The sequence below is a fragment of the Acinetobacter sp. GXMZU3951 genome, assembly GCF_054457875.1.
In genome coordinates, this window is record NZ_JBTLFO010000014.1 from 17,171 (window position 1) to 43,112 (window position 25,942).

Annotated in this window: 24 protein-coding genes; 12 read left to right on the forward strand and 12 right to left on the reverse strand. The window is 43.0% G+C overall.

The window, feature by feature from the left end:
* Positions 1-3 precede the first annotated feature (3 nt).
* Together yidC and mnmE are read left to right on the forward strand one after the other, a co-directional pair.
* Positions 4-1,758 (forward strand): membrane protein insertase YidC, encoded by a 1,755-nt coding sequence (gene yidC / locus ACX17N_RS15775; RefSeq protein ID WP_458893516.1) that lies wholly within the window; start codon positions 4-6, stop codon positions 1,756-1,758.
* 101 nt (positions 1,759-1,859) lie between these two features.
* Positions 1,860-3,215 (forward strand): tRNA uridine-5-carboxymethylaminomethyl(34) synthesis GTPase MnmE, encoded by a 1,356-nt coding sequence (gene mnmE / locus ACX17N_RS15780; RefSeq protein WP_458893518.1) that lies wholly within the window; start codon positions 1,860-1,862, stop codon positions 3,213-3,215.
* Positions 3,216-3,264: 49 nt separating this feature from the next.
* Here the strand turns inward: mnmE and ACX17N_RS15785 are convergent, their stop codons facing one another.
* Together ACX17N_RS15785 and ACX17N_RS15790 are read right to left on the reverse strand one after the other, a co-directional pair.
* A complete protein-coding gene (locus tag ACX17N_RS15785) occupies positions 3,265-4,449 on the reverse strand; it encodes an MFS transporter (protein WP_458893544.1) in 1,185 nt (394 codons plus the stop codon).
* Between the two features lie 91 nt (positions 4,450-4,540).
* A complete protein-coding gene (locus tag ACX17N_RS15790; RefSeq protein WP_458893519.1) occupies positions 4,541-4,807 on the reverse strand; it encodes a metal/formaldehyde-sensitive transcriptional repressor in 267 nt (88 codons plus the stop codon).
* A gap of 53 nt (positions 4,808-4,860) precedes the next feature.
* On the opposite strand from ACX17N_RS15790, the gene dmeF reads away from it, so the two are divergent.
* The gene (gene dmeF, locus ACX17N_RS15795) at positions 4,861-5,814 is read left to right on the forward strand and encodes a CDF family Co(II)/Ni(II) efflux transporter DmeF (RefSeq protein ID WP_458893520.1); all 954 of its coding nucleotides are present in this window, start codon (positions 4,861-4,863) and stop codon (positions 5,812-5,814) included.
* 128 nt (positions 5,815-5,942) lie between these two features.
* Positions 5,943-6,644: a DsbC family protein gene (locus ACX17N_RS15800; protein WP_458893521.1), complete on the forward strand. Its 702-nt coding sequence runs from the start codon at positions 5,943-5,945 to the stop codon at positions 6,642-6,644.
* A 57-nt stretch (positions 6,645-6,701) separates the two neighbouring features.
* On the opposite strand, the gene ACX17N_RS15805 is transcribed toward ACX17N_RS15800, so the two are convergent.
* The 5 genes from ACX17N_RS15805 to ACX17N_RS15825 form a co-directional block, all read right to left on the reverse strand.
* Entirely contained in the window at positions 6,702-6,959 is a 258-nt protein-coding gene (locus tag ACX17N_RS15805) for a GlsB/YeaQ/YmgE family stress response membrane protein (RefSeq protein ID WP_458893523.1), read from the reverse strand.
* A gap of 206 nt (positions 6,960-7,165) precedes the next feature.
* Positions 7,166-7,693 (reverse strand): hypoxanthine phosphoribosyltransferase, encoded by a 528-nt coding sequence (gene hpt / locus ACX17N_RS15810; RefSeq protein ID WP_458893525.1) that lies wholly within the window; start codon positions 7,691-7,693, stop codon positions 7,166-7,168.
* A gap of 193 nt (positions 7,694-7,886) precedes the next feature.
* A complete protein-coding gene (gene guaD / locus ACX17N_RS15815) occupies positions 7,887-9,218 on the reverse strand; it encodes a guanine deaminase (RefSeq protein WP_458893526.1) in 1,332 nt (443 codons plus the stop codon).
* 52 nt (positions 9,219-9,270) lie between these two features.
* Positions 9,271-10,326: a Rieske 2Fe-2S domain-containing protein gene (locus tag ACX17N_RS15820; protein ID WP_458893527.1), complete on the reverse strand. Its 1,056-nt coding sequence runs from the start codon at positions 10,324-10,326 to the stop codon at positions 9,271-9,273.
* A gap of 187 nt (positions 10,327-10,513) precedes the next feature.
* On the reverse strand, positions 10,514-11,476 hold the full coding sequence (locus tag ACX17N_RS15825) for a TerC family protein (protein ID WP_458893528.1): 963 nt from the start codon (positions 11,474-11,476) through the stop codon (positions 10,514-10,516).
* A 634-nt stretch (positions 11,477-12,110) separates the two neighbouring features.
* On the opposite strand from ACX17N_RS15825, the gene ACX17N_RS15830 reads away from it, so the two are divergent.
* Positions 12,111-12,395 carry a GNAT family N-acetyltransferase gene (locus tag ACX17N_RS15830; RefSeq protein WP_458893529.1) on the forward strand — a complete coding sequence of 95 codons (285 nt, stop codon included), beginning with the start codon at positions 12,111-12,113 and terminating at the stop codon, positions 12,393-12,395.
* 67 nt (positions 12,396-12,462) lie between these two features.
* Here ACX17N_RS15830 and mpl read toward each other — a convergent pair whose 3' ends face one another.
* A complete protein-coding gene (gene mpl, locus ACX17N_RS15835) occupies positions 12,463-13,830 on the reverse strand; it encodes a UDP-N-acetylmuramate:L-alanyl-gamma-D-glutamyl-meso-diaminopimelate ligase (RefSeq protein ID WP_458893530.1) in 1,368 nt (455 codons plus the stop codon).
* Positions 13,831-14,083: 253 nt separating this feature from the next.
* On the opposite strand from mpl, the gene ACX17N_RS15840 reads away from it, so the two are divergent.
* The 4 genes from ACX17N_RS15840 to ACX17N_RS15855 all read left to right on the forward strand — a co-directional run bounded on the left by ACX17N_RS15840 (position 14,084) and on the right by ACX17N_RS15855 (position 18,339).
* Positions 14,084-14,422: a DMT family protein gene (locus ACX17N_RS15840; RefSeq protein ID WP_458893531.1), complete on the forward strand. Its 339-nt coding sequence runs from the start codon at positions 14,084-14,086 to the stop codon at positions 14,420-14,422.
* A 296-nt stretch (positions 14,423-14,718) separates the two neighbouring features.
* Positions 14,719-15,234, forward strand: a complete 516-nt coding sequence (purE, locus tag ACX17N_RS15845) for a 5-(carboxyamino)imidazole ribonucleotide mutase (protein ID WP_458893533.1) — start codon at positions 14,719-14,721, stop codon at positions 15,232-15,234.
* Between the two features lie 14 nt (positions 15,235-15,248).
* A complete protein-coding gene (locus tag ACX17N_RS15850; protein WP_458893534.1) occupies positions 15,249-16,370 on the forward strand; it encodes a 5-(carboxyamino)imidazole ribonucleotide synthase in 1,122 nt (373 codons plus the stop codon).
* A gap of 673 nt (positions 16,371-17,043) precedes the next feature.
* Complete coding sequence (locus tag ACX17N_RS15855) at positions 17,044-18,339, forward strand: lytic murein transglycosylase (RefSeq protein ID WP_458893545.1); 1,296 nt, start codon at positions 17,044-17,046, stop codon at positions 18,337-18,339.
* 52 nt (positions 18,340-18,391) lie between these two features.
* Here the strand turns inward: ACX17N_RS15855 and ACX17N_RS15860 are convergent, their stop codons facing one another.
* The 4 genes from ACX17N_RS15860 to grpE form a co-directional block, all read right to left on the reverse strand.
* Positions 18,392-18,769: a hypothetical protein gene (locus tag ACX17N_RS15860; RefSeq protein WP_458893535.1), complete on the reverse strand. Its 378-nt coding sequence runs from the start codon at positions 18,767-18,769 to the stop codon at positions 18,392-18,394.
* Positions 18,770-18,889: 120 nt separating this feature from the next.
* Positions 18,890-19,786, reverse strand: a complete 897-nt coding sequence (locus tag ACX17N_RS15865) for a matrixin family metalloprotease (RefSeq protein WP_458893536.1) — start codon at positions 19,784-19,786, stop codon at positions 18,890-18,892.
* A gap of 117 nt (positions 19,787-19,903) precedes the next feature.
* A complete protein-coding gene (dnaK, locus tag ACX17N_RS15870) occupies positions 19,904-21,847 on the reverse strand; it encodes a molecular chaperone DnaK (protein ID WP_458893537.1) in 1,944 nt (647 codons plus the stop codon).
* Between the two features lie 121 nt (positions 21,848-21,968).
* Positions 21,969-22,517, reverse strand: a complete 549-nt coding sequence (gene grpE, locus ACX17N_RS15875; RefSeq protein ID WP_458893538.1) for a nucleotide exchange factor GrpE — start codon at positions 22,515-22,517, stop codon at positions 21,969-21,971.
* 814 nt (positions 22,518-23,331) lie between these two features.
* Between grpE and ACX17N_RS15880 the strand changes: the two genes are divergently transcribed.
* From ACX17N_RS15880 to ACX17N_RS15890, 3 genes are all read left to right on the forward strand, one after another.
* On the forward strand, positions 23,332-23,568 hold the full coding sequence (locus tag ACX17N_RS15880; protein ID WP_458893540.1) for a hypothetical protein: 237 nt from the start codon (positions 23,332-23,334) through the stop codon (positions 23,566-23,568).
* Between the two features lie 267 nt (positions 23,569-23,835).
* Positions 23,836-24,897 carry an alpha/beta hydrolase gene (locus ACX17N_RS15885; RefSeq protein WP_458893541.1) on the forward strand — a complete coding sequence of 354 codons (1,062 nt, stop codon included), beginning with the start codon at positions 23,836-23,838 and terminating at the stop codon, positions 24,895-24,897.
* 197 nt (positions 24,898-25,094) lie between these two features.
* Positions 25,095-25,664, forward strand: coding sequence for a peptidylprolyl isomerase (locus ACX17N_RS15890; RefSeq protein ID WP_458893542.1), 570 nt, complete (start codon positions 25,095-25,097; stop codon positions 25,662-25,664).
* The last annotated feature ends 278 nt before the right edge of the window (positions 25,665-25,942 follow it).

The following is a 25,942-nucleotide window of genomic DNA, read 5'->3' on the forward strand; positions in this document are numbered from 1 at the left end:
GATATGCAACAATGGGCCAGGATTGCAATTCTAGGAGCCATGTTTGTCGTCGCATATTTGCTTATTTTGGCATGGCAAAAGGATTACGGTCATCAGGAAACAGCACCGCAGCCACAAACTGCAGCAGTTGTTTCACATGAAGTTTCTGCCGACCTGCCAAATGGACATACAGCAGTAGCTGCTTCAGATGTGCCACAAGCAAATATTGCCGCTCAGCAAACGACAGAATCGACTGCGGCAGCAAGTCAACAGCTTATTTCAGTTCAAACTGACCTTTATCATCTTTGGATTAATCCTAAAGGTGGTGATATTGTTCGTGTTGAATTACTCAATCATGATAAAAACAAAGATAGCGATGAACCGTTTGTTATGCTGGAAAGCGATGCCAAACGTACGTATGTTGCTCAATCTGGTTTAATTGGTCTGAATGGACCTGACAGTGGTCGTAATGGTCGCCCTGTCTATGAAATTGAGAAATCTGCTTATACTTTGGCTGATGCAAAAGCAGCGAAAGATAAAGACGGCAAGTCAGTTCAAGTGCTTTCTGTTCCAATGGTCTTTAAAACGGCTGATGGCGTAGAAATCATTAAAACCTTTACCTTCACACAAGGTGAATACCCAGTTGTCGTGAACCACAAAGTGGTGAACCGCAGTGGTCAAAACTGGCAAGGCCAGATGTTTGGTCAATTAAAGCGTGACAATTCAGAAGATCCAGGTAAATCGGATCAAGGGATTTTCACCTTGGGTACCTTCTTGGGTGGCGCATGGGGAACACCTGAAGAGCACTACAATAAGCTTAAATTTGCCAACTTTAACGATGAAAAGTTAAGTGTTGAAGCAAAAGGTGGCTGGATTGCGATGGTGCAGCATTACTTTGTGAGCGCATGGATTCCTGGCGAGTTGAAGTTGACCCAAGCCAATGGTCAAACTTATAGCGCCAAATTGGAATCGCGTAAATCAAGTGATGATATGAACATCCTGAGTTTTACTTCTCCAACCATCAATGTGCCTGCGGGGACAGTGGCGGAAGTTGATGCGACGTTCTATTCAGGTCCTAAAATTCAGTCTGAATTGAAAGATTTGGCTGTAGGTCTGAATCAGACTGTGGACTATGGTTGGTTATGGCCAATCGCAAAATTATTGTTCTTAGGTCTTCAATTCTTCCATAACTTGGTGGGGAACTGGGGCTGGTCAATCATTTTGCTGACAGTATTGGTGAAACTGATCTTGTGGCCATTGTCGTCGAAGAGCTATCGCTCAATGGCGAAAATGCGTGTGATTGCACCAGAAATGCAGCGCATGAAAGAAGAGTTCGGTGAAGACCGTATGCGCTTCTCTCAAGAAATGATGGCATTGTACAAGCGTGAGCAAGTCAATCCACTTTCAGGCTGTTTACCATTATTACTGCAAATGCCGATCTTCTTGGCTTTGTATTGGGTCTTAATGGAAAGTGTGGAACTGCGCCACGCACCTTGGATTCTTTGGATTCAAGATCTGTCAGCCATGGATCCTTGGTTTATCTTGCCGTTGTTGATGGGTGTGACCATGTTCATTCAGCAAATGTTGAACCCGCAACCTGCCGATCCAATGCAGGCAAAAGTGTTCAAGATTATGCCAATCATGTTCACGGTATTTATGTTGTTCTTCCCAGCAGGCTTGGTACTGTACTGGATTGTGAACAACACGATTACCATTACACAACAATGGTTTATTAATAAATCGGTTGAAAAGGCACGTAGCTCGAAAGAAGGTGCATAAGCAGCTTCTCACAGCAACTAGCTGATTAAATCCGCTTAAGATGGTAATCTTAGGCGGATTTTTCTTTGGGTTCGATTCGGGCTAAACGTTAGGTGAATTTTATGCAACATCAAACCACTATTGCAGCGATTGCTACTCCGCCAGGTCGTGGTGGTGTGGGTGTAATTCGTCTTTCAGGCCCTCAAGCCTACGGAATTGCGGAAAAACTCACGCAAAAAAAATTACCGCAAGCGCGTATGGCTGGATTCCGTCAGTTTTGGGATGCCGCAGAAGAAGTTTTGGATGAAGGTTTAGTGATCTGCTTTCCAAATCCGCACTCGTTTACTGGCGAAGATGTGGTTGAGCTGCAGGGACATGGTGGACCTGTGATTCAAAATGCCCTGCTGTCACGTTGCTTGGAATTAGGTGCAACCGCAGCCAAAGCAGGTGAGTTTTCCATGCGTGCCTTTGAAAATGGCAAGCTGGATCTGGTGCAAGCAGAAGCGATTGCCGATTTAATTGATGCCACTTCGCAAGCGGCTGCACGTTCAGCTGTGCGCTCTTTGCAGGGGGCTTTTTCGCTTAAAGTCAACACAGTTCTGGAAAAGTTGATTCACTTGCGTTTGCATGTGGAAGCCGCGATTGATTTCCCTGAAGAAGAAATTGATTTTTTGGCGGATGGCAAGATTTTGGCGTTGTTGGAAGAGGTGCAGCACTCAGTTGCCGCAGTCCAGCAATCTGCACGCCAAGGACAATTGCTGCGTGAAGGTTTACAGGTAGTGATTGCGGGCAAACCGAATGCGGGTAAATCTTCCTTGTTAAATACTCTGGCGGGCATTGAGCGTGCCATTGTGACCGATATTGCCGGGACAACTCGTGATGTTTTGCATGAGAAGATCAGTCTGAATGGTTTGCCGATCACCCTGACAGATACTGCAGGCTTGCGTGAAACAGGTGATGTGGTTGAAAAAGAAGGGATTCGTCGCGCCATTAAAGAGATTGAACAGGCCGATTTATTGTTATTGGTGTATGACTTAAGCCAAGGTGAAGATCCGTTACAATTGGCCCGTGAATATTTTGAGCATCATTTGGAACCGAAACGTTTAATGTTGATTGGTAACAAATGTGATTTGACTGCAACAGCGGCACAAATTTCTGATTTTCAGGGTTTTAGACATATTACTGTCTCAGCGAAGCAAGAAACAGGCGTTCAGTCGCTCATAGATGCGATTACAGCGCATGCAGGCTTCCAGCCAGAAGAAGATACCTTTATTGCTCGAACACGTCATTTAGACGCAATGAAGCGTACACAGCACTATCTTGCAGAAGCGCACGAGCAGCTGGTGGTGTTTCATGCGGGTGAGCTGGTCGCAGAATCATTACGTCTGGCGCAAAATGCCTTGGGTGAAATCACTGGGGAATTCAGTGCGGATGATTTGCTTGGGAAAATCTTTGGTTCATTCTGTATTGGCAAGTAATGGGCTGCATATAACACGGTTGTTCTTTGAAGGCAGCATTAGAAAGGCTTTATTCCATGAGGAGTAAAGCCTTTTGTTGGCGATGCCAAAAAAACAAGCTGCCGCAGAGCAGCGCCATGCCTATGCCAAACCCCATGACGGCCAGATTTAAACCCCACACATCCGCACAGTAGCCTACGGCGACAATCGGTACAATGGTTCCTAAATATCCCATGAACAGATACGTGGAAATCACAGCCGCTCGATTCTGGCTATTGGTCATCTGATGAATCAGCCCAAAAGACCCCATAATGCCCAGACCATGCCCTAAACCTACCCCGATATCACTGATCACAAACAGCAGGCTCCACTGCGTATACATGCACAGCGCCAGCAACAGGCAGCTCACCAGCATGAAGATTAAGCCATAGTTTAAGCTGCGCACAGCAGAAAGCGATTTGGCGCTAAATTGCACCGCAGCAGAAATAAATAAAATACTGGAGATGGCGAGACCACTGACCAAGGGGCCATGCCAAGGAATCAGATCTTTGACAAAGGAGGCTGACAGTGAGGCAAATAAGCTAAAGGCACCAAAGGCGGAAAATGCGGTCAAACCCGCGATAAAAAAATGGGTATGTGCAGCCGCTACAGGCAATTCTAAATGCGGGGCAATTGAGAAAGGCTGTGCTTCAATCACTGGCGTTTTTAAATACAACAATGCCATGAAACACAAGATAGCACCGGCAATAATCGGTAGGTAGGGTGTCAGTAACGGCGCAGAAGAAAATTGAGCAATAGCCCCGCCAATAAATGGGCCAAGACTAAAACCTATGACCGTGATGATGGAGCTGAGCTGTGGAGCATGGGCTTTATGGCTGGCTGGAATGGTGTGCATTAAGCCCAACATGGCCGAGGTACTGATCAGTCCTGAAGCAATACCAATAATAAAACGCCCGACACCTAGCCATAAGGCATGACTGGCCAAGGCAGAGAGGAGCAAGCCTGCAGTTACAAAGATCAAACCCACTTGCAGGGTGCGTAAAAAACCGAAGCTATTGCTGGCGCGTCCCAAGAATAACAACGTGGCTAAACAGCCAAACATATAGGCGACAAAAATATAGGTAATTTGGCTCGGCAGCAAATGCCACAACTCTTGGTAGAGCGGATACAGTGGGCTCGCGAGTGCTGTGCCAATCGTACCCATGCATAAGGCCAAGCTGATGATGGCAAAAGGTCGCCACGCGTGTTGAACCATCATAAAGCATCACAAAAAGCGGTCAAAAATTAGACCTGTAGGAATGAAAGAATTTTGACAGCTTATGCTGAAAGTAGCGCTTTAACAATGATCAACCATAACGTTTTAATAATTTTAAAAATTCTGCAAGTTCAGCTTCATCCAGCTCACTATGCTGTTTCAATACATGGTGCCGCAGATGTGCTTCAACCAGCTCATTCATCAGGCCATTCACGGCCCCCCTCACCGCTGCAACTTGTTGCAGCACATCAATACATGAACTGTCAGGTTGCATCAGCGCCTGATCGACTGCCTGAATCTGTCCTTGCAGACGTTTGACTCGATTCTTAATTTTTTTATCTTCATATAAATGGCCCACACTTTCCTCCAAAAAATAAATATACTACTGGGGAGTATATTGGTGAGAACATTATGCAACATTCCGCAATGCCCAGACGCCATAGTCATCAATTTGATACTGGCAATCCTCTCGCACAAAAACGAATCTTAATCGCGACTATTTTAACGGCAGTGATGATGTTATTAGAAGTGATTGGCGGTTGGTTTTTTAACTCCATGGCATTACTGGCGGATGGCTGGCATATGAGTTCGCATATGTTGGCGCTGGGCTTGGCGTATTTTGCTTATCGGGCAGCGCGGCATTATGCACAGGATCAGCGCTTTAGTTTTGGGACGTGGAAAATTGAAATTTTAGCGGGTTATAGCAGTGCGATTTTACTGTTGGTGGTTGCTGTGTTTATGGCGGTGCATTCACTACAGCGTCTGATTAATCCTGTTGATATTCAATATAATCAGGCGATTCCAATTGCGATTTTAGGCTTGTTGGTGAACTTGATTTGTGCGTGGCTTTTGCATGATGGTCACCATCACCATCACCATCACCATCACCATCACCATCACCATCACCATCATGAGGCATCTACACATTCGTATGAGCAAGATCTCAATCAAAAAGCCGCATTTTTACATGTGCTGGCGGATGCGGTGACTTCAGTATTTGCCATTATGGCCTTGTTTGCAGGAAAATATATGGGGTGGTCATTTCTGGATGCGCTGTTAGGGATTGTCGGGGCAATCTTGGTGGCACGCTGGGCTGTAGCGCTGATGCAGGAAACGGCAAAAACTTTGTTGGATGCAGAGATGAACCATCCTGTAGTGAATGAGATTTGGGAAGTGGTTGCAGATTTGGGTGTTGCGGTGGAAGTGACCGATTTACATGTCTGGAAAGTGGCCAAAGGCAAATTTGCCTGCATATTGGCCCTGAGTAGTGATGCAACTTTAACGGCAGATCAAGTGCGCGAGGCCTTGGCTGTGCATGATGAAATTGTGCATATTTCAGTTGAGATTAATCCATTATCGGTTTGAGTTCTGCTGGTTCCACGTGAAACCTTTAGGTCTTTGCTTTACCAAATACCTGATAAAAACTTTCAATCAGCATAATAATTATGATTAAACTGAGGTACTTTGATAACTTACGTGAACGAGCCGAATTCATGTTGAAAAAAACCATGGTCGCTGTAGTGGCCGCTTTAGCATCTTGGTCGAGTTTTGCAGGTGTCGAGCAGGTCAAAACCAATCTTGCCAAACAACATCCAGAGTTGAAAATACAGAATATTCAAGCCACAGAAATGCCGGGCATTTACAGTGGGTCTATGGATGGTCAGGTGGTGTATTTAGGGGAAAATGCACAGCATATGCTGGTCGGGTCGATGATCCGACTCAAGGATCAGCAGAACTTGACCAAAGACTTGATCCTAAAACAAAATTCAGTTGATTGGAAAAAACTCCCGTTACAGGATGCGGTGAAAACTGTACGAGGTACTGGTAAACGTCAGTTGGCCATCTTTTCTGACCCAAATTGCCCGTATTGCAAACAACTTGAGGCTGAACTAAAGAAACTGGATAACGTGACCATTTATACTTTCATCTATCCAATTAAGCCGCAGTCTGTTGCACCTTCTAAAGCCGTCTATTGTGCAAAAGATCAGAGTTATGCATGGGAAAACTTGATTGCCAAAGGGATTGCTCCTGCGGGCAACAAGAGCTGTGCTAATCCAATCGAGCGGAATTTAAAGCTCGGACAAGCCTTAGGGGTGAAAGGTACACCAACCATTATTTTCTCAAATGGGTTTAAAACCTCAGGTGGCTTCCCTGCGGAGCAAATTGAGTTGATCTGGAAGGAATTCGGTTTGTAATTAACACAGGCAACAAAAAGCCTTTTCAGCTCAGGCTGAAAAGGCTTTTTTTATGCATTAAGCTGATGATTTTTTGCTGAACAGATTGTAGATAAACAAAATAATCATCGCACCAAGGACCGAAGCGAAGAATCCTGCTGCGGCATGATCGGCGTAAAGTCCGAGCATACGTCCGCCATAAGTTGCTAATAACGAACCCGCAATCCCCAATAAGGTGGTAAACAAAAAGCCAGCTTTGTCGTCACCGGGATGGATGGCACGCGCAATTAGACCCGCAATAAAACCGACAAAAATGGCAACTATCAGTGACCACATAGAGTTCTCCTTGTTGTTATCATTGCATGAAGCATTAAGTGATCTTTATGATTTTGAAGAATATGCTGGTGCGACCCAACAGTAAAAATGCAACCGAGTGTCGTGTTTTTGTGTGGTGGACATTTTAACTGCAGCAGAAAAAAAGCCTTTTAAACACGATGAATCACCGCTTTAAAAGGCTTTTAAGAATGGAACGGGTCTAAGACTTAGAGACCAATTTCACCAATAAATGGAATGTGGCGATATTTTTGATCGTAGTCGAGACCATAGCCCACAATAAACTTATCTTCGACTTCAAAACCGAGGAATTTGACATCTAAATCAATTTCACGACGTGACGGTTTGCTAACTAAAGTACACAGCTCGATGGAGTTCGGTTCGCGAGTTTGTAAGATTTCCAGGACTTTGCTTAAGGTATGCCCTGAGTCAATAATGTCTTCAACCACAAGGACATCTTTACCACGAATCTCGCCGTCTAAATCTTTCAAAATTTTCACGTCACGGCTCGACACCGTGGATTTGCCATAGCTCGAAACCGTCATAAAATCGAGTTCATGCGGTTTTTCAATTGTTCGGCATAAATCAGCCATAAAAATAACGGAACCACGTAATAAGCCAATCAAGACAAGTTCTTTATCGCTTTGGGCATAGTGGGCATTAATTTTAGCACCAAGCTCTTGCACTTTCGCTTGGATCTCTTCAGCTGAAATCATTACGCTCATTTGAACGGTCATGGGCAGATACCTAAAAATCAAAAAATAAAAAAGGTGTTGACCTGCAACACCTCAAAATATGCCTCTATTTTAATACAAGTTAAAATCAGATGCATCCTTTGTTGTCTATTTTTTATCCTTTTTGCGTGTATCCGCGCGGAGCACAACACTGCAGCCCAGCAAGAGCAGACATAGCGAGAATGTGCAGCGTGACTTAGTGCTGGGTTGATTCGGCTTGGACATAAGCAGCTTGACCATACACATAAGTGGCATGAATATTACGATCATCCCCCATCGTCATCAGCGCGAACAAGGCATCTTCAATCCCTTTGGCACGTTGCTGTCTTAAGCTTTGCAGTGCTGTGGCATGTAAATCTAACACAACAAAATCGGCTTCTTTACCAACCTTAAAATTACCCAGTTGATGCTCTAGGCTGAGGGCTTTGGCACCGCCTAAAGTGGCGTGATATAGCGACTCAAAGGCAGACAGTTTATCCCCTTGTAACTGCTGGACTTTATAGGCTTCATTTAGCGTTTGTAGCTGATTGAACGACGTGCCCGCCCCAATATCGGTGCCCAAACCGACTTTGACTTGTTTTTCCCACGTTTTCTTTAAGGGAAATAAACCGCTGCCAAGGAACAGATTGGAGGTTGGACAAAATGCAATTGCAGAATCCGTGGCATGCATACATTCCCATTCACTGTCTTCCAAATGCACACAGTGGGCAAAAACAGAACGTGAACCGGTAAGTCCATAGTGGTGGTAAACATCTAAATAGCCTTGCTGTGCTGGGAAGAGTTCTTTGACCCAGGCAATTTCATTTTTATTTTCACTGAGATGAGTATGCACATACACATCGGGATATTCGGCTTTGAGTTGTCCAGCCAGCTGTAATTGTTCAGGGGTCGATGTTGGGGCAAAACGCGGGGTGATGGCATACAGTGCCCGCCCCTTGCCATGCCATTTTTCAATCAGAGCTTTGGAGTCGCTATATGCACGTTCTGGCGTGTCACACAAAGCATCAGGCGCATGACGATCCATCATCACCTTACCTGCAATCAGACGCATCTGCTGGCGCTGTGCTGCTTCAAACAAGGCATCCACCGATTCAGGATGCACGGTACAGAACACCAAGGCTGTCGTCGTACCATTTTTTAACAGTTCGTGCACAAAGAATTCGGCAATTTGAGCTGCATAGGCAGGATCGGCAAATTGCATTTCTGTTGGAAAAGTATAGGTATTTAGCCATTCCAACAGTTGTTCGCCGTAAGCACCGACCATTTCGGTTTGTGGGAAATGAATATGAGTATCAATAAAGCCCGGGACAATCAGTTTTTCGGGATAATGCTGAATTGCAATTCCTTCTGGCAGATGGGCAGCTGCATCTTGCCACGGGCCAAACCATTTAATTTTTCCAGCTTCACTGATGAGGACGCCATCTTCTAAATAGCGGACTTGATCTGCGATATCCGCAGCTTGAGCAACTAAATTTTGAATATCTAAGAAACGACCACGAACCACGGTGGTCTGCAACAATGAAGACATGGAAAACCTACAACTTTTATTTTTTCGATTGATTGTACCTGAAAATGTCTGACTAAACTGTATAACGTTGACTCAGTCCCCACTCTGCCAAAATACGGCGATAGGTGGTGGAAGAACGGTCTGCTTCAAAATGGGCTTCCATCATTAAATCCAGCGGCAGTTCTTCCGGTTTCTGTGATTCCACCATGTCTTGGTCTTCGGCAAAAATTTGTGCATTGAAAGCATAAACCGATTCTAAATCACCTGTTTGATCAAAATTACGGGTTAAGGGCACAAATAAGCGGGTTTGATTGTGTGATACCGGACAGCAAGCATTCAGAATCTTTAAGATGCCGCCGTTGGGAAAGTCAATGCTGAGAATGGCTGAAAAAGGCGGATAGACGTCAAAAGTGCGAACCCATACAAAGTTGTCAGGAGCCAAGTGCTGTAAGCCATGCGGGTAGTTGCTGACATTACTGATATACACCGTTTTTAAACCATATGCGGTGCGTTCGGTCTGGTATTTTGGTACTACGGGATTGTCTCGGTCTGCAAACGCTTGATGATGAACCCATGCGAAATGGGCAACATCAATAAATCCTTCGAGTTGCCGACCACTGGAGCCAGCAATATCGACCAAGGGCGGTAAAATGGATTGATGCTCTGACTGTTCCCAAGTTTCTAATACTGGGATATTGGTTTGAGAGATATCTCGGGCATGCAAACTGGTCCAGACCAAGCCATAACGCAGAATTACGGGAAATGGTGTCAGGTTAAACCGTGAGGAAATATTGTTTAAATTAGGCTGAGCCGGAATTTTGGTACATTGACCTTGGGTGTTGTAATGCAGTCCGTGATAAGGGCAAATGATCTCCTCGCCTTTCACCCAGCCTTTGGACAAGGGTACGCCACGATGCGGACATAGATCCCGAACCAGATGAATTTCACCCGCTTCGGTTTGATAAAGTGCCATGTGAACATCCAGTAAGGTTACGCGTTGCGGTTGTATCGAAACGTCTTGAATACGGGCTACGGGATACCAAAATTGGGCCAAAATCTCCCAGTCACTCGGTTCAAATTGGCTTTGACAAGGCATCGAGATGGGATTGAGGGTCGGAATCGCATTCATAAGGTTTGACTCATCTGGATTATTGTCTTGAATCAAGCAAGTTTTTTGCCAAATGCATGAATGTTTGATGGGAAGAGAGGAAATTCGAACTTTTGTTTTAAACTGAAGTTGAACAGATTAATCTTGAGCAAAAAAAAACAGATTCAGCGAACTGAATCTGTTTGATCAAGCCGTGTGAATATTCGGCTTATGCAGATGGTGGTAATTGCTTGTTATTGTGACGAACCGATAGCCATGCAGTGATACTCAGCACAATCACAATAAAGCCTAGAGAAATCCAGATCGGCATATGGAATACATCGAGCATTAACATCTTAAAGCCGATGAATAACAGGATAATGCCCAGACCATAAGGTAAGTAATGCATCTTCGAAGCAGCACCAGACAGCAAGAAGAACATGGCACGTAGACCCAAAATTGCCATCAGGTTTGCCGTTAAGACAATGAATGGATCGCTAGTCACCGCAAATATTGCAGGAATAGAGTCGACGGCGAAAATCACGTCCGAAGCTTCAACCAAAACCAACACTAAAAACAGCGGTGTAAACCACAGCACGCCATTTTGGCGAACCATGAATTTATCCCCTTGCAATGTCGGAGTAATGCGTAAATGTTTACGTAACCACTTCAATAATGGCATGTTTTCAATGTCTGGATCATCGTCCTGCCCTTTCAGGAACTTAAAGCCTGTGTAGACCAAGAACGCGCCGAACAGGTATAAAATCCAAGAGAATTCTTGAACAAACCATGCCCCGATGAAAATAAAGATGGTCCGCAGGACAATGGCGCCCAGTACGCCGTAGAGTAAGATTTTACGTTGTAGTGCAGGTGGAATGGCAAAGGCTGCGAAAATCATTAACCAGACAAAGACGTTGTCAATCGCCAACGATTTTTCCAGCAAATAACCCGCCAAATATTCCATGGTTTTTTGGTTGGCGATGGTTACCCCAACCGTTTGTTGTAAATAGAACCAGAGTCCGCCTGCAAAGAGCATGGCAACACTGACCCAAGCAACACTCCAGTAAGCTGCCGTTTTAATGGCAACGGGTTGTCCTTGCTTTTGTTTAAACCCAAGAAAGTCGATCAACAGCATGATAATCACAATGCCGAAGAAGACCAAATACAGCCATAAATTGCCGATAGATTCCATAAAAAATCCTCTGCATCTGGCAATTGGTCACAAAAAAACCTTGACCTGTTGCCAGATGATAAAAACATCTGTGTCAACATGATCAAGGTCTTGCCTACATTACCTTAGGTAATGCTCAGATACCGACTTTTTGCAAAGTGTAATGACGATATTCTGACACGTCTGCACACCATATGGTGATCGACGTTTGGAGGAGGCTACTCCCCTTGTTCAAATTCTGTATTGGACTGAATCCAAAATATGTGGCAAGAATCGCATATTTTGAGCCGAAGTGCAAATATAAAACAATAGCGTCAAGCCCCTTCCCGTTGTCATTGGTTTTGGGTCAGTAAAAAGTTTGAGTCTGATTGTTAGAGTTTTAACGGAACTGGGCTGTCATATTGCGCTAGTATTTTCGCTAATAATGAACCACAGAGCATTAAAACAAAATAAATGAACATGTCGCTGCTCCTGTGCGTGCTACATGTTAAGCATAGAAACAAATTGGTTAGGCTTCATCCCTTAAAATGGTGATTTCTTGATGAAGGTGTAACCAGATTTTAAACTTTGGTCGAGGCATAAAAATACCGGGTGTTTTTTCTGCAGTGTTTGTGGCATGTTAACTGCAATTTCTCCGTATAAAGGAAAGCTGATAATGCAGTTTCAACATCAAAATAATGCGCAAAAAGGTGAATTTTTTCTGAATGATGCTGCAGGTCAGCGCATTGCTGAAATTAGCTATGTATGGCGCGATGCGACGACGATTGTGGCTGATCATACTTGGGTGGATGACAGTTTGCGGGGGCAAGGTATGGCACGTCAGTTATTGGATGTGTTGGTGGAATATGCTCGTGAACAACAGCTCAAAATTGTCCCCGTGTGTTCTTATGTCGATGTGATGTTTAAACGTGACCAAAGCCTGTTGGATGTTGCTGCGTAATCTTTAATACAAGATTGAAAAAAATAAAAAAGCCCGCTGAAAGCGGGCTTTTGAATCAGTTCAGGCTTTATTGTGTTTCTAAGGCGTGAATCAATTTCTGATGTAAGCCACCAAAACCACCATTCGACATAATCACCACGGCATCGCCCTGCCCCGCTTCAGTCACCACGGTGTGAATAATATCTTCCAGAGAACGGGCAACCACGGCTTTATTCGGTGCTGCATCCACGACAGGTTGTAAGTCCCAGTCCAAACCTTCGGGTTGATACCAAATTACTTCATCGGCCAAACGCGCTGAATGTGCCAAGCCATCTTTATGACTGCCCATACGCATGGTATTGGAGCGAGGTTCAATAATCGCCCATAGTTTACGCTCGCCTAAACGCTTACGTGCACCGTCCAATGTTGTTTCGATTGCAGTAGGATGATGGGCAAAGTCATCATAAACCTCAATGCCTTGAATGGTCCCTAACAGTTCCATGCGACGTTTCACACCACCAAAATTGGATAAGGCTTCGCAAGCGGTTTCAATCGCTACGCCGACGTGTTCTGCCGCAGCAATAGTCGCTAAGGCATTCGCAACCGAATGTTGCCCAGTCATGTTCCATTTCACTTCGCCTTTGACCACGCCGTGCTGTAAGACTTTAAAGTGTGAGCCATCTGCGGAAAGCTGTTCCGCAGAGAGTGCGGCATCAGCATGGGCTTCTAAAGAGGTCCGCAGCACAGGAGTCCAGCAACCCATGTCTAAGACTTCGTCAATATGGGTTTCGGTAATCGGGGCAATAATGCGCCCTTCGCTTGGAATGGTGCGTACCAGATGATGGAATTGTTTTTGAATCGCAGCCAAATCATCAAAAATGTCCGCATGGTCAAATTCAAGGTTATTGAGAATGGCTGTTTTGGGATGGTAATGCACGAACTTGGAACGTTTATCGAAGAATGCTGAGTCATACTCATCCGCTTCGACACAGAAGTATTTGCCAGCGCCTAAACGTGCACTTTCAGAAAAACCGAGTGGTACGCCACCGATTAAAAAGCCCGGTTCTAAACCCGCTTGATCAAGCACCCAAGCCAGCATGGTGGTGGTGGTGGTTTTGCCATGCGTACCTGCAACACCGAGCACATGTTTGCCTTGCAAGACATGATCGGCTAGGAATTGTGGACCGGAAATATACGGGAGTCCTTCATTCAGCATATATTCAACTGCATCAATGCCACGTTTCATGGCATTACCAACAATAACCAAGTCAGGATGTGGTTGTAAGTGGCTACGGTCATAGCCTTGCATTAAGGTAATGCCTGCATTTTCTAGTTGGGTGGACATGGGCGGATAAACATTCAGGTCTGAACCGGTCACCTGATGTCCTAAATCTCGTGCAAGTAACGCCAATGAACCCATAAAGGTGCCGCAAATACCCAAAATATGCAGATGCATCTATTTTTAACTCCACTGCTTTTGACACAGCACTTCATCATTGGTGTTGTTGTCAGAATTGATTCAATTTGACAGCAACGATAGCAAGGCTCTTCGGGAAAAGATAGTTTTTCTTGTATCAATTTAGACGGCCAATTTAACCAAAACTTTTCTAGGATTAAAGTCGATAAAATCCCCTAAAATGGGTACTTTGGCGTATACTTTTCAGCCCATTCTTGGTCTTGATTGTGAATGTAGCGTAATGATACATACCATGCTAACCCCTTTTGCATTGTTGGTGATTTCCAATTGTTTTATGACCTTGGCTTGGTATGGGCATCTCAAGTTTTTGCATGGTGCACCGTTGTGGCAAGCGATTCTGTTTGGCTGGTTGATTGCGTTGCTTGAATATACTTTTATGATTCCTGCCACACGCTTATTGGCTCAAGATGGCTGGTCTTTGGGGCAAATGAAAATTACCCAAGAAGTCATGACCTTATTGGTTTTCGTGCCTTTTATGATGTATATGTTTAAGCAACCTTTTAAGCTCGACTATATTTGGGCGGGTTTATGTTTATTGGGTTGCGTATATTTTGTATTTAGAAGCCAGTAAATGTGCAAGGGTTTGGGCTGTGTTTGAATTGCCCCTCTACTCTGCTGGCTCGCCGACCAAGCTGTATGATCATTTTTGCCTGTGCTGCTAGACGCTCTGCCTATAGCATGGCTTTTTTCATTCGGATCAGCATTTAGCGACTTTTAGTTAAAAAAACTAAAAAATATTTCACAACAGCCCTGCTTAAATTTTGGTGAGATGAAAAATCAGTCTATAATATTCGGCTTCTGAACCATTTAAAGCTTGGCTATCGTCGAGATTTAACCTCTTTCACTCTAGTCTCTGGAACATTAGCAATGAATGCGGCCGCAGCACAAGACGCTCAACCCCTTGTCGGAATTATTATGGGTTCTCAATCTGATTGGGCGACTCTCGAACACACTGCCAATATGCTTAAGCAACTTGGTGTCCCATTTGAAGCTGAAGTTGTTTCTGCACACCGTACCCCAGATCGCTTATTTGAATATGCAGAAACTGCACGTGAGCGCGGTATTCAAGTGATTATTGCTGGTGCAGGTGGCGCAGCACATTTACCAGGTATGTGTGCAGCAAAAACTGACTTACCTGTGTTAGGTGTACCAGTTAAATCTTCTATTTTAAATGGTGTTGATTCACTGCTTTCAATTGTACAAATGCCAGCAGGTATTGCGGTCGGTACATTGGCAATTGGTCCTGCGGGTGCAACCAATGCAGCGATTATGGCGGCTCAAATTTTAGGTTTAACTCGCCCAGAGATTGCGGCCAATGTCGCAAATTTCCGCGCTGCTCAAACCGAAAAAGTGGCAAGCAATAACATTCCGGGTCAAGCTTAAACGGGACACAGGTTATGAACAAAACCATCGGTATTTTTGGTGGTGGTCAATTGGGTCGTATGATGGCGCAGGCTGCCTTGCCACTGAATATTCAATGTACCTTCTTTGAAGCAGATACAGACTGCCCTTCTGCGGCTTTGGGCCCGGTGATTTCGAGCCGAACCGAACAAGGCTTGCACCAGTTTATTCAAAGCGCAGACGTTTTTAGTCTAGAGTTTGAAAATACCCCGCTTGCGGATGTGGATCTTTTAACTCAAAGTAAAATGATTCACCCACCGCGCCAAGCCCTTGCGACAGCACAAAATCGTTTAATGGAAAAAGCCTTATTCGATCAATTACAGATTCCTGTCGCGCCGTATCAAGCAGTAGATTCTTTAGCGAGTTTACAACAAGCCGTTGCTGTGCTGGGTTTACCACTGGTGTTGAAAACAGCGACAGGTGGTTATGACGGCAAAGGTCAGTTTGTCCTGCGTAGCGAAGAGCAAATTGAACAGGCTTGGGCTGAACTTGGTCCTGCCAAGAGCTTGATTGCAGAAAGTTTTGTGACGTTCTCGCGTGAAGTGTCGATTATCGCAGTCCGTGGTCAAGATGGTGAAGTCAAAACTTGGCCCTTGGCGGAAAATCATCACCATAACGGGATTTTGTCGCATTCGATTGTTCCTGCACCAAACAGTGCAGATTTACAGCCAGTTGCACAAGACTATATTACGCGTTTGTTGAATCACTTGAATTATGTGGGTGTGCTCACCTTAGAATTGTTTGTGACAGAACAAGGTCTATTTGCCAATGAAATGGCACCACGTGTGCACAACTCAGGACATTGGTCAATTGAAGGTTCAGTCTGTTCACAATTTGAAAATCATATTCGTGCAGTTGCAGGCTTACCTTTGGGTTCAACGGAAGTCGTGCGCCCGACTGTGATGATTAATATCATTGGACAATATCCAAAATCTGAACAGGTTTTGGCTTTGAATGGTGCACATCTGCATTTGTATAACAAAACAGAACGTGCAGGTCGCAAGATTGGACACATCACACTCATGCCGAATGACAGCAGTCAATTGACCAGTTTATGCCGTCAATTGGCAAAAATTTTGCCAGTGCCTTTAGCATTAAGCGAAGATATGACCATTTAAATCCTGAACTGTTTAGCAAAAAAGCGATCACTCTGTGGATCGCTTTTTTTATGCCTTGAACTCAGGCATGCTACGCGACCCTAAGCTCAGAGGTTGCCTTTTATCGTAAATTTGAGCTTTTTATTGTGGGTTGAAAGAATGAAAAATAAGCTATACAGCATGTTTTTTTGTTGATTAAGAATAAAAAAACAGAAATTAAACTTTGAATTTAAAACTGGATTTGGATGGAAAGTTTAAATTTAAAAGAAGCGTGGATCATCAATTGTGGATAAAATAGTTTGAATTCAAAAAAGAATGCAGCTTTAAATTCATTTTTTTGAATTTAAAAACGGGTGTTTATGAATTTAAAATGAGAATTTTGAATTCAAATATTGATCCTAAACCAGATAATTCGCATGAAATCTTCTGAAGTTTGGGGTTGTTGGCTTTGAATTTAAAAATACGGCTGTGGATAACCTGTTTTAAATTCAAATCTTGGGTTTTGAATTTAAAAAGCTGCTTTTGAATTTAAATTAAAGCTGAATATGGGGTGTGGATAAGATATTTTTAAATTTAAAAGCAAATTATGAATTTAAAACCAAGGAAATGAATTCAAAGTTACGTTTCTTATCTGTCAATTTTGTGTTGGAGTGTTAAGGTAAACGCATAATTTGAATTTAAAACCTTAGTGATGATGAAACGAGTCAATTATTTTATTTTTGGATCCATTTTTTGGGTTGCAACACCATCCCAAGCAGAGCTGATTATTAATGGGCAACCAGCTACTGTTTCCACTTATAACAATAACTTAACAAAGCAGAGTTATAGTTCGCAGCAAAATTTTCAAGGCTGCTTATCAAATTTGCGTAGCCAAGCACTTGCTGCAGGTGTCAGTGCTTCTACCTATGATCGTTATACCCAGAATTTGACGCCAGATTATAGCGTCATTGACAAGTTGAACTATCAGCCAGAATTTTCAACTCCTATCTGGGATTATCTCTCAGGTTTGGTGGATAAAGAACGGGTTGAGATGGGACAACAAAAACTTGCCCAACATCAGAATGTCTTAAATCGGGTTGCCCAAGCCTATGGCGTACCTGCCGAAACTGTGGTTGCGGTATGGGGTGTCGAGAGTAATTTTGGTAATATTTCAGGGAGTTATCCTTTATTACAGGCTTTAGGTACACTCAGCTGTGAAGGGCGTCGGCAAAGTTACTTCCGTGGCGAGTTTTTTGCCACCATGCGTATTTTACAGCGCGGTGATCTGAGCGTAGATCAACTGTATGGCTCTTGGGCGGGTGCATTTGGACATACCCAGTTTATGCCTTTGACCTATGAAGAACTGGCGGTAGATTTTGATGGAGATGGCCGCCGTGATTTGGTGTCGAGTACCTCCGATGCGTTAGCTTCCACTGCCAACTTTCTGAGCAAACGTGGTTGGCAAACTGGTATGCCATGGGGCTTTGAGGTGACTACACCAGTGAGTCTCTCGATTTCTGGTGAAGGGCGTCGCAATAAGAAAAGTTTATCCTATTGGATGAATCAAGGCGTGACGCGTGCGGATGGCAGTGCCTTAATTCAAGGTAATTTATCAGCCAGTACGCCTGCAGGATTAATGGCACCAGCAGGTGAAAATGGTCCGAAATTCTTGGTGTTTAAAAATTTTGATGCCATTTATAGTTATAATGCGGCTGAAAGCTATGCTCTAGCAATTGCCCATTTATCCGATCGTTTACAAGGCAAAGGTCAGTTTCAACAAAGTTGGCCAACCAATGATGCAGGGACATCACGTGCAGAACGCCGTGAAATCCAGCAATATTTACTCAATCGTGGCTATGACATTGGCAAAGTAGATGGTTTGATTGGTGATAAAACCCGACAAGCCATTCGTGATGAGCAGATGCGTTTGGGTTTAAATCCGACAGGACGAGCTGGTCAGCAAACTTTAACAGCATTTCGTCATGAAAATGCCAAGCTGATGATGCAGTAGAAAATACTAAAATATGACGGTGTATCTGCACCGTCATTGCATTTAAGGTGCTTTATTCGATTTCGATCGGATCAAGTTTTACCGCTTCTAGAATATCAAAAATCACAGTAGTGACATCCTGACTTAAATCACGGTTATTAAAAATTTCATGTGCGGTAATGGTGACATCTGTATCGCTTGGTAAGAGTCGTTGTTCTTCTTCAATCAGGTGTTGAATTGGCAGCAAAGTCTGCTTGATTTCTAAATGCAAGATATCCTGAAATTCAATATTTTCATCTTCCAGTTCAATTTCTTGCTCATTGAAATATGGCAGGAGAATAGAGTAGAGATAAGGCTGAATTTCAATAATATCAAACAATTCTAAATCACGAGTTTGTTCAATAGTGCTGATATGATCATTCACTTCAATGAGAATATGATAGTAACTCACATTGTTCTCCGCTCAGTTTGCTGTGTGGATGGTTCTATCACAATAGCATGAAACTGGATCTTTTGCTGTGCAAATCGACCGAATGCCTTATAAAACCTATGGGTATTTGAAGGTGCTGGCCTAGCGTGCCAAAAACAGTTGTAAATCAGTCGGCTTCAGTTGAAAATGCACTAGATTTTGTTCCCCTAAAATCGGATACATTAGGGCTTGTGGATCATCGTGATGCATCAGTCCTAAGGCGTGGCCCAATTCATGCGCAAGCGTCAGTCTGAGATCATCCGGCCCATCAAACTGATAAATTTCTATTTTATTGCCCATAAACACGCCTTTGTGAAATTCCCGAGCGGGAAAACGCTGCTGGGCGTGCACAATCTGTTGATTGTACTGCTGGATATTCAGATTGTGTTGATCCACCTGCTGATTAAAAGAATGATTTTGTTGCTGATAGTAAGAGACTTCTTGTTCAAACTGCTGGATTTTTAGGTGTAGTTGCTGCTGTTGGTCTTGTAAATATTGCTGCTGTTGCCGAGACTGAGCTGTCGCACGTTGAGCCTGTAACTGCTGGTATTCGGTTTCGAGTAACTGTTTTTGCTGTTCTAAACGATGTTGAGTCAATTCAAGTTGACTACGAGTGTGTTCAATATTGTCCGAAGAGCGTTGATTTTGATGGTTGTGCTGATCCAGATGGTTTTGAGTGGTTTTAAAATCATTGGCATCTTGCTGACGTTGATCATAAATCAGATCAATACTGAGTTTGGCATTGGGATCGTAAACAAAAAGCGTTTGCTGTGTACCTTGCTGCCAGATGTCAACTGCTTCCTGAGTCAGTTCAATCACTTGTGCTTGGGTTAAGCCGAAGCGGGGATCAACATCGCCCACCTTAAAGCGCAGGCGTTGGTCAAAAGGATGTAGCAGACGATCTGACCAGGCGTTATAGCGGAGTTGATAGTGCGCATGAGTTTGATAGCTCAACCAAAGTAAAGCCAAGAAGAGAAGAATTAGCCCAAGTCGATGCATACATTATTTTTTCTTTTGCGTTTGTGCTTAATGTAACGAAAAGTCAGTCTGCTGCAAATATACCGCAGTTAAAAATAAAAAAACCGCGCTGACGCGCGGTTTTTTCAATCTGATAAATTATTTTTTGTCGTCTTTAACTTCAGTGAACTCAGCATCTACAACACCGTCGTCCGCTTTTTGTTGTTGACCCGCATCACCACCTTGGAATGCATTTGGATCAAAACCTTGCGCACCACCTGCTTGTTGAGCTTGCTCATAAGCACGTTGGGTAATCGGCATCAAGATGTTTTGTAACGCTTCAGTTTTCGCTTTGATGTCTTCAACATCATTTTCTTTCGTTGAAGCTTCAAGTTCAGACACTGCTGTTTCAACCGCTGTTTTTTCATCAGCCGTTACTTGTTCGCCAAGATCTTTGACTGCTTTTTGTGAGCTTGAAATTAATGCATCAGCTTCGTTACGTGCTTTTGCCAATTCTTCAAACTTACGGTCTTCTTCAGCATTCGCTTCAGCATCTTTAATCATGGCTTCGATTTCAGCATCAGACAAACCTGAGTTTGCTTTAATCTGGATCGATTGCTCTTTACCAGTGCTCTTATCTTTCGCAGAAACTTTCAAGATACCATCTGCGTTGATGTCGAACGATACTTCAATTTGTGGCACACCACGTGGCGCAGGTGGAATGTCACCTAACTGGAAGTTACCCAACAATTTGTTTTGTTGAGCCATCTTACGCTCACCTTGGTAAACCGAAATGTCTACTGCAGGCTGGTTGTCAGCAGCGGTAGAGAACACTTGTGATTTCTTCGCAGGAATCGTAGTGTTTTTCTCAATGATCGGAGTCAATACACCGCCCATTGTTTCAATACCTAAAGTTAATGGTGTAACATCAAGTAAAAGTACGTCAGTTTTGTCACCCGCCAATACCGCACCTTGAATCGCAGCACCAATTGCGACTGCTTCGTCAGGGTTCACGTCTTTACGTGGCTCTTTACCGAAGAATTCTTGAACTTTCTGTTGAACCATTGGCATACGTGATTGACCACCCACCAAGATTACGTCAGAGATGTCAGAAGTCGAAAGACCCGCATCTTTAAGCGCAATACGGCAAGGCTCAATGGTACGAGCAACCAAGTCAGCCACTAAACCTTCAAGTTTTGCACGGGTTACGTTGATCACTAAGTGTTTAGGACCCGTCGCATCAGCCGTGATGTATGGAAGGTTGATTTCAGTTGCGTTAGAAGAAGAAAGCTCGATTTTTGCTTTTTCAGCTGCTTCTTTCAAACGTTGTAACGCAAGTGGATCATTTTTCAAGTTAACGCTTTGCTCTTTCTTGAACTCTTCAACCAAGAACTCGATTAAAGCGTTATCAAAGTCTTCACCACCAAGGAAAGTATCACCGTTGGTAGATAACACTTCGATTTGTTGGTCGCCATCAAGGTCTGCAATTTCAATGATAGATACGTCAAAAGTACCACCACCTAAGTCGTAAACCGCAATTTTACGATCGCCTTCTTTTTTGTCCATGCCGAACGCAAGTGCCGCAGCCGTTGGTTCGTTGATGATACGTTTAACATCAAGACCTGCAATTTTACCCGCATCTTTAGTCGCTTGACGTTGCGCATCGTTAAAGTAAGCAGGAACAGTAATCACTGCTTCAGTCACTGTTTCACCCAAGTAATCTTCTGCAGTTTTCTTCATCTTTTTCAAGATTTCAGCAGAGATTTGTTGTGGTGCAAGTTTCTTGTCGTTGACTTCAACCCAAGCATCACCATTGTCAGCTTTGATGATTTTGTAAGGTACAAGACCGATATCTTTTTGTACCGCTTGGTCTTCATAACGACGACCGATCAAACGTTTGATCGCGAATAATGTGTTTTTCGGGTTAGTCACTGCTTGACGTTTTGCAGATTGACCCACCAAGATTTCGCCATCTTTATACGCAATAATCGATGGAGTTGTACGAGCGCCTTCAGCGTTCTCGATTACTTTAACTTTGTCGCCTTCAAGTACAGCAACACATGAGTTTGTAGTACCTAAGTCAATACCAATGATTTTAGCCATTAGATCTGTTCCTCAAAAATTCTTGTGCAATGTTTTCGCTTGTTATCCGATATGAGAGCCGTTCAAAATTTTTCAAGTTGATTTTCTGAAAATATTTCACAAACTCTCGTTTTTATAGCGCTTATTGACCAACCATCACCATCGCAGGGCGAAGTAAACGGCCATTTAGGGTGTAACCTTTCTGTAAAACTGTGCCAATTTCATTGGCTTTGGCATTTGGATCAATACCCACCGCTTGGTGCAAGTCGGCATTGAAGCCATTTTGCGTATCGGCTTCGACCACACCAAATTTCTCAAGTGTCGTCAGCAATGATTTTAAAGTCAGCTTGACACCTTCCAGTACAGGCGTTTCTTCTGCACCAGCGGCTTGAATGGCACGTTCTAAATTGTCAACAGAGTCGAGTAATTCTTTGGCAAATTTTTCCAGTACAGTGTCTTTATGCTTTTCAGATTCACGTTGAATACGTTCAACACTTTTCTGAGCTTCATAAACTGCATTCGCTGTACGGGCTTTTTCCAATTTTAGACTTTCTTCAAGCTTGCCAATTTGTGCTTGTAAATCTTCAACTGAAACGTCTGCTTGCTCGGTTTCAGCTTGAGTTTGCGCTGTTTGTTGATCCGCTGGCTCTTGTTGAAGGTCTTGAGCTTGTTCGTTTTGCTCAGTTGTCATTGATTTACTCCGTTTAAAAGGGTTTTTAAACATGTACAGTCCTTTGGCGTTAGTGCTAAGGGGTGAATTCTGAACTGCCATGTATAGTGGAATTCATGATTACTAAAGAGGTCGGGGCAGGCATAGAAAATTCAAGTTGAAGGCTTGATTAAATTTGCAAATTTTTACTTTTTCAGGTCATTGATACTTAGACCAAATCATTTTGCGGAGAAATCTTAGAAAAAATGATTTGGTGAATTGCATATGATGCGGTGGCAAAACGGAACAGATCGAATAGTGGATTAAGAGCAAAAAACGATCATGGTAAACGGAATTAAATATTTCACATTTATTCCAGCATTTTTTAATATGGTCTACAGCAATCGTTGCTGTAGTTTCTGATTGATATTTTCAGAATGTATTTTCTAAGCTTATTCAACCTCCGAATAAGCTTTTTTTTTGTGAAATTGCTGAGAATTGCTACTTTTTATAGCAAAAAAAGGCTCACTACGTTGTGATTTGGCTGTTGTGTTGATACTTGGCAAGAATCATAAGCAGTTTGATCTCAATTTTTTGTTCTCGATCTATGGATTATTAGATTGCCTATCATCGCTTAATACAAATAATTTGATGAAAAATAAGTGTTTGTCTGAATTTTTTGACCGCTTTTAAGATTAATCATGGTAAAAAATCGCTTAATAAAATTTTGCAGAAAGCAACCAACAGATAAAAAACCTTAACTATAGATGTGCGCAAGCCTGATCAAAAGCATGAATCATGGCTCTGGCAAAGCTGGAGCAAGGCTTTGTGTTTTTTTAGTTAAAAGGAACAAGGTATGAAAAAAATCAGTTTATTTTCTATTTCTATGTTAGCTATTTCAGTGCTTGCAGTGGGTTGTGCTTCTAAAGACCCTGTACAAGCGACTGAAGCAGCTCAAATGTCGACAGGGGCTGAAGTTGGCGCACAAGGACAAGTGGGCATTGCAGCGCAGGTGGATGGATCTGCCAATATCAATGCTCCACAGGCAAACATGGAACAGATCCCTAATCAGCCCAGCGCCATGCCGCAGTAAATTTTAGCCATGGAATAAGACCTTAAAGTCTGAAAATAGAGTCAAGACAGTACTTGAATGAGGTGTGCTGTCTTTCATGAGGCTATTGATCATTTCAGTTGTCGTGTTGGGTATGGTATTGATGATTCTGACTTGAACTTATTGCAACAGTGTTAATGACAAGCACTTCAAAGCCGATTAGCTTTTATGCTAAAAACCGTAATACAACGTTGGTTTTAGCGAGTGAATGCTCAATTGCAACATAAAACAACAAGGATTAAGTCGTTTATGGGCGTATCAATACATGAACTGATCGAGAAAAATCAAAGTACAGCAGCACGACTGATGGATAAGCTGCCTAATTTTGTCCAAGAAAATATTGTGAAGGCACTGTCTTATCCCTATCACTATCCTGAGTTAGATTCTTTTATTAAGTGCATTTTGGCAGTTCAGCATAAGCAGAACAAAACAGGATTTATTTCTACCGATGCACAACACTCCCGTAAAGCCTTTGAATTACAGAGCCAACTGATTACAGGAAAAGCCACCCGCATTAAACAGGTTGAAGATTTACGCCTACCGTTACAAAGCGGCACGATCTTTGCGCGGCATTATCATCCTGCACCGAATAAAAAGTTGCCGCTGGTGGTTTTTTACCATGGTGGGGGCTTTGTGGTGGGTAGTATGGATAGCTATGATGAAGTCTGTCGTGTATTGGCACTGCATGCCAATGTACAGGTCTTAAGTATCGATTATCCCTTAGCACCCGAAGCATCGCCTTATCAGGTTGTACAAAGTTGTGAAGATGCCTTGGCCTGGGCTTATCAAAACCGTAAACAATTAAAAGTTCTAAAAAACCGTATAGCCGTTGCTGGAGATAGTGCCGGTGGCAATCTAAGTGCGGTCGTGGCTCAACGCAGTGCGGGGAAGGCTTATGCACCTCAAGTCCAGTTTTTGATTTACCCGGCTCTAGATTTTAAAAGCCGTCATCCTTCATTTTTTGCCTATAAAGATGGTCTCATCTTAACAGGCGATGATGTGGATACGGTGACGGCTCACTATGCCACTCAGCATCAGGTTGCACTGGATGATCCGCTTATTTCACCTACATATGGCAATTTGAAAAAATTAGCTTCGGCCTTTGTTGTCACTGCAGGACATGATGTTTTACATGATGAAGCAAAAATCTATGCTTATAAGTTACGTCATCAAGGGGTTGCAGTGGCTTATCAGGATTACCCAGCAATGACACATGGCTTTATTAATATGACAGGCTTATCGCAAGCTGCGAAAAAGAACTATATTGAAATGGCAAAAAAATTTAGAAGATTTTGGAATAAACAGAGTTAAGGATTAGGTACACAGGAAAAGGTACCTCAATGAGTCTTGTCTTGTATGTCGAGCATGACCTTGATTCAGAATCGGAGAACCGTTTTAAACTTGCAGCCTGCAGAGTAGCGTTGCGCAACAACGCATAAAAATAGCTGAATTGATCCGGTTGTGTTAAATATAAGCAATGAGATACCACCACAATAGGAAGCCATTACATGTTCAAGCAAAGCCTCGCGTTATTGACTGCAACGACATTCAGTCTGGGTGCATATGCAGCCAATACACTGGTGGAAATGAAAACATCAATGGGAAATATTGAAATTGAACTCTTTAATGATAAAGCACCAATTTCGGCTAAAAACTTTGAAGACTATGCCAAAGCCAACTTCTACAATGGCACCATTTTCCATCGAGTCATCCCTGGGTTTATGATTCAGGGTGGGGGGATGGATGCCAACATGGTAGAAAAACAAACCAAAGCACCGATTCAAAATGAATCATCCAATGGCTTGAAGAATAGTCGTGGCACATTAGCGATGGCACGTACCAATAATCCTAATTCCGCGACTAGCCAATTTTTTATTAATGTTGCAGACAATGATTTCTTGAATAAAGGAGCGATGAATGCTGGCTATGCTGTATTTGGCAAAGTGACGAAAGGCATGGATGTCGTGGATAAAATCGTCAAAGTACCAACTGGGAGCTATGGTATGCACCAAGATGTACCGAAACAACTTGTAAAAATTCTGAGTGTGAGCATTAAACAGGCGAATAAATCAAAATAAGAAAAAAATACAGTAGAAATATTTTATTCATATTTCTACTGTATAATTAAATACTTATGTCTTAATTAGTGCACAAATGAACCAAAATAGTGCATAAAAATACAACACATGATAAAACAGCGAGTTAAAAGCACTTGCATGGGAATTTATTTCCCCTATAATGCACTCATCCCGACGCGATACAGCGAGATGAACGAAGCACGAAGTGCTAGTTATTGAGTTGATTGCGTTATATTTGCCACTGACGAGGTGGTGAATAGATCATTAAGAGATTATGA

What these genes read in the sequence shown, in the direction of transcription:
- yidC (WP_458893516.1), top strand. Translation starts at nt 4, where the DNA reads ATGCAACAATGGGCCAGGATTGCAATTCTAGGAGCCATGTTTGTCGTC.
- mnmE (WP_458893518.1), top strand. Translation starts at nt 1,860, where the DNA reads ATGCAACATCAAACCACTATTGCAGCGATTGCTACTCCGCCAGGTCGT.
- ACX17N_RS15785 (WP_458893544.1), bottom strand. Translation starts at nt 4,449, where the DNA reads ATGGTTCAACACGCGTGGCGACCTTTTGCCATCATCAGCTTGGCCTTA.
- dmeF (WP_458893520.1), top strand. Translation starts at nt 4,861, where the DNA reads ATGCAACATTCCGCAATGCCCAGACGCCATAGTCATCAATTTGATACT.
- ACX17N_RS15800 (WP_458893521.1), top strand. Translation starts at nt 5,943, where the DNA reads ATGTTGAAAAAAACCATGGTCGCTGTAGTGGCCGCTTTAGCATCTTGG.
- ACX17N_RS15805 (WP_458893523.1), bottom strand. Translation starts at nt 6,959, where the DNA reads ATGTGGTCACTGATAGTTGCCATTTTTGTCGGTTTTATTGCGGGTCTA.
- hpt (WP_458893525.1), bottom strand. Translation starts at nt 7,693, where the DNA reads ATGACCGTTCAAATGAGCGTAATGATTTCAGCTGAAGAGATCCAAGCG.
- guaD (WP_458893526.1), bottom strand. Translation starts at nt 9,218, where the DNA reads ATGTCTTCATTGTTGCAGACCACCGTGGTTCGTGGTCGTTTCTTAGAT.
- ACX17N_RS15820 (WP_458893527.1), bottom strand. Translation starts at nt 10,326, where the DNA reads ATGAATGCGATTCCGACCCTCAATCCCATCTCGATGCCTTGTCAAAGC.
- ACX17N_RS15825 (WP_458893528.1), bottom strand. Translation starts at nt 11,476, where the DNA reads ATGGAATCTATCGGCAATTTATGGCTGTATTTGGTCTTCTTCGGCATT.
- ACX17N_RS15830 (WP_458893529.1), top strand. Translation starts at nt 12,111, where the DNA reads ATGCAGTTTCAACATCAAAATAATGCGCAAAAAGGTGAATTTTTTCTG.
- mpl (WP_458893530.1), bottom strand. Translation starts at nt 13,830, where the DNA reads ATGCATCTGCATATTTTGGGTATTTGCGGCACCTTTATGGGTTCATTG.
- ACX17N_RS15840 (WP_458893531.1), top strand. Translation starts at nt 14,084, where the DNA reads ATGCTAACCCCTTTTGCATTGTTGGTGATTTCCAATTGTTTTATGACC.
- purE (WP_458893533.1), top strand. Translation starts at nt 14,719, where the DNA reads ATGAATGCGGCCGCAGCACAAGACGCTCAACCCCTTGTCGGAATTATT.
- ACX17N_RS15850 (WP_458893534.1), top strand. Translation starts at nt 15,249, where the DNA reads ATGAACAAAACCATCGGTATTTTTGGTGGTGGTCAATTGGGTCGTATG.
- ACX17N_RS15855 (WP_458893545.1), top strand. Translation starts at nt 17,044, where the DNA reads ATGAAACGAGTCAATTATTTTATTTTTGGATCCATTTTTTGGGTTGCA.
- ACX17N_RS15865 (WP_458893536.1), bottom strand. Translation starts at nt 19,786, where the DNA reads ATGCATCGACTTGGGCTAATTCTTCTCTTCTTGGCTTTACTTTGGTTG.
- dnaK (WP_458893537.1), bottom strand. Translation starts at nt 21,847, where the DNA reads ATGGCTAAAATCATTGGTATTGACTTAGGTACTACAAACTCATGTGTT.
- grpE (WP_458893538.1), bottom strand. Translation starts at nt 22,517, where the DNA reads ATGACAACTGAGCAAAACGAACAAGCTCAAGACCTTCAACAAGAGCCA.
- ACX17N_RS15880 (WP_458893540.1), top strand. Translation starts at nt 23,332, where the DNA reads ATGAAAAAAATCAGTTTATTTTCTATTTCTATGTTAGCTATTTCAGTG.
- ACX17N_RS15885 (WP_458893541.1), top strand. Translation starts at nt 23,836, where the DNA reads ATGGGCGTATCAATACATGAACTGATCGAGAAAAATCAAAGTACAGCA.
- ACX17N_RS15890 (WP_458893542.1), top strand. Translation starts at nt 25,095, where the DNA reads ATGTTCAAGCAAAGCCTCGCGTTATTGACTGCAACGACATTCAGTCTG.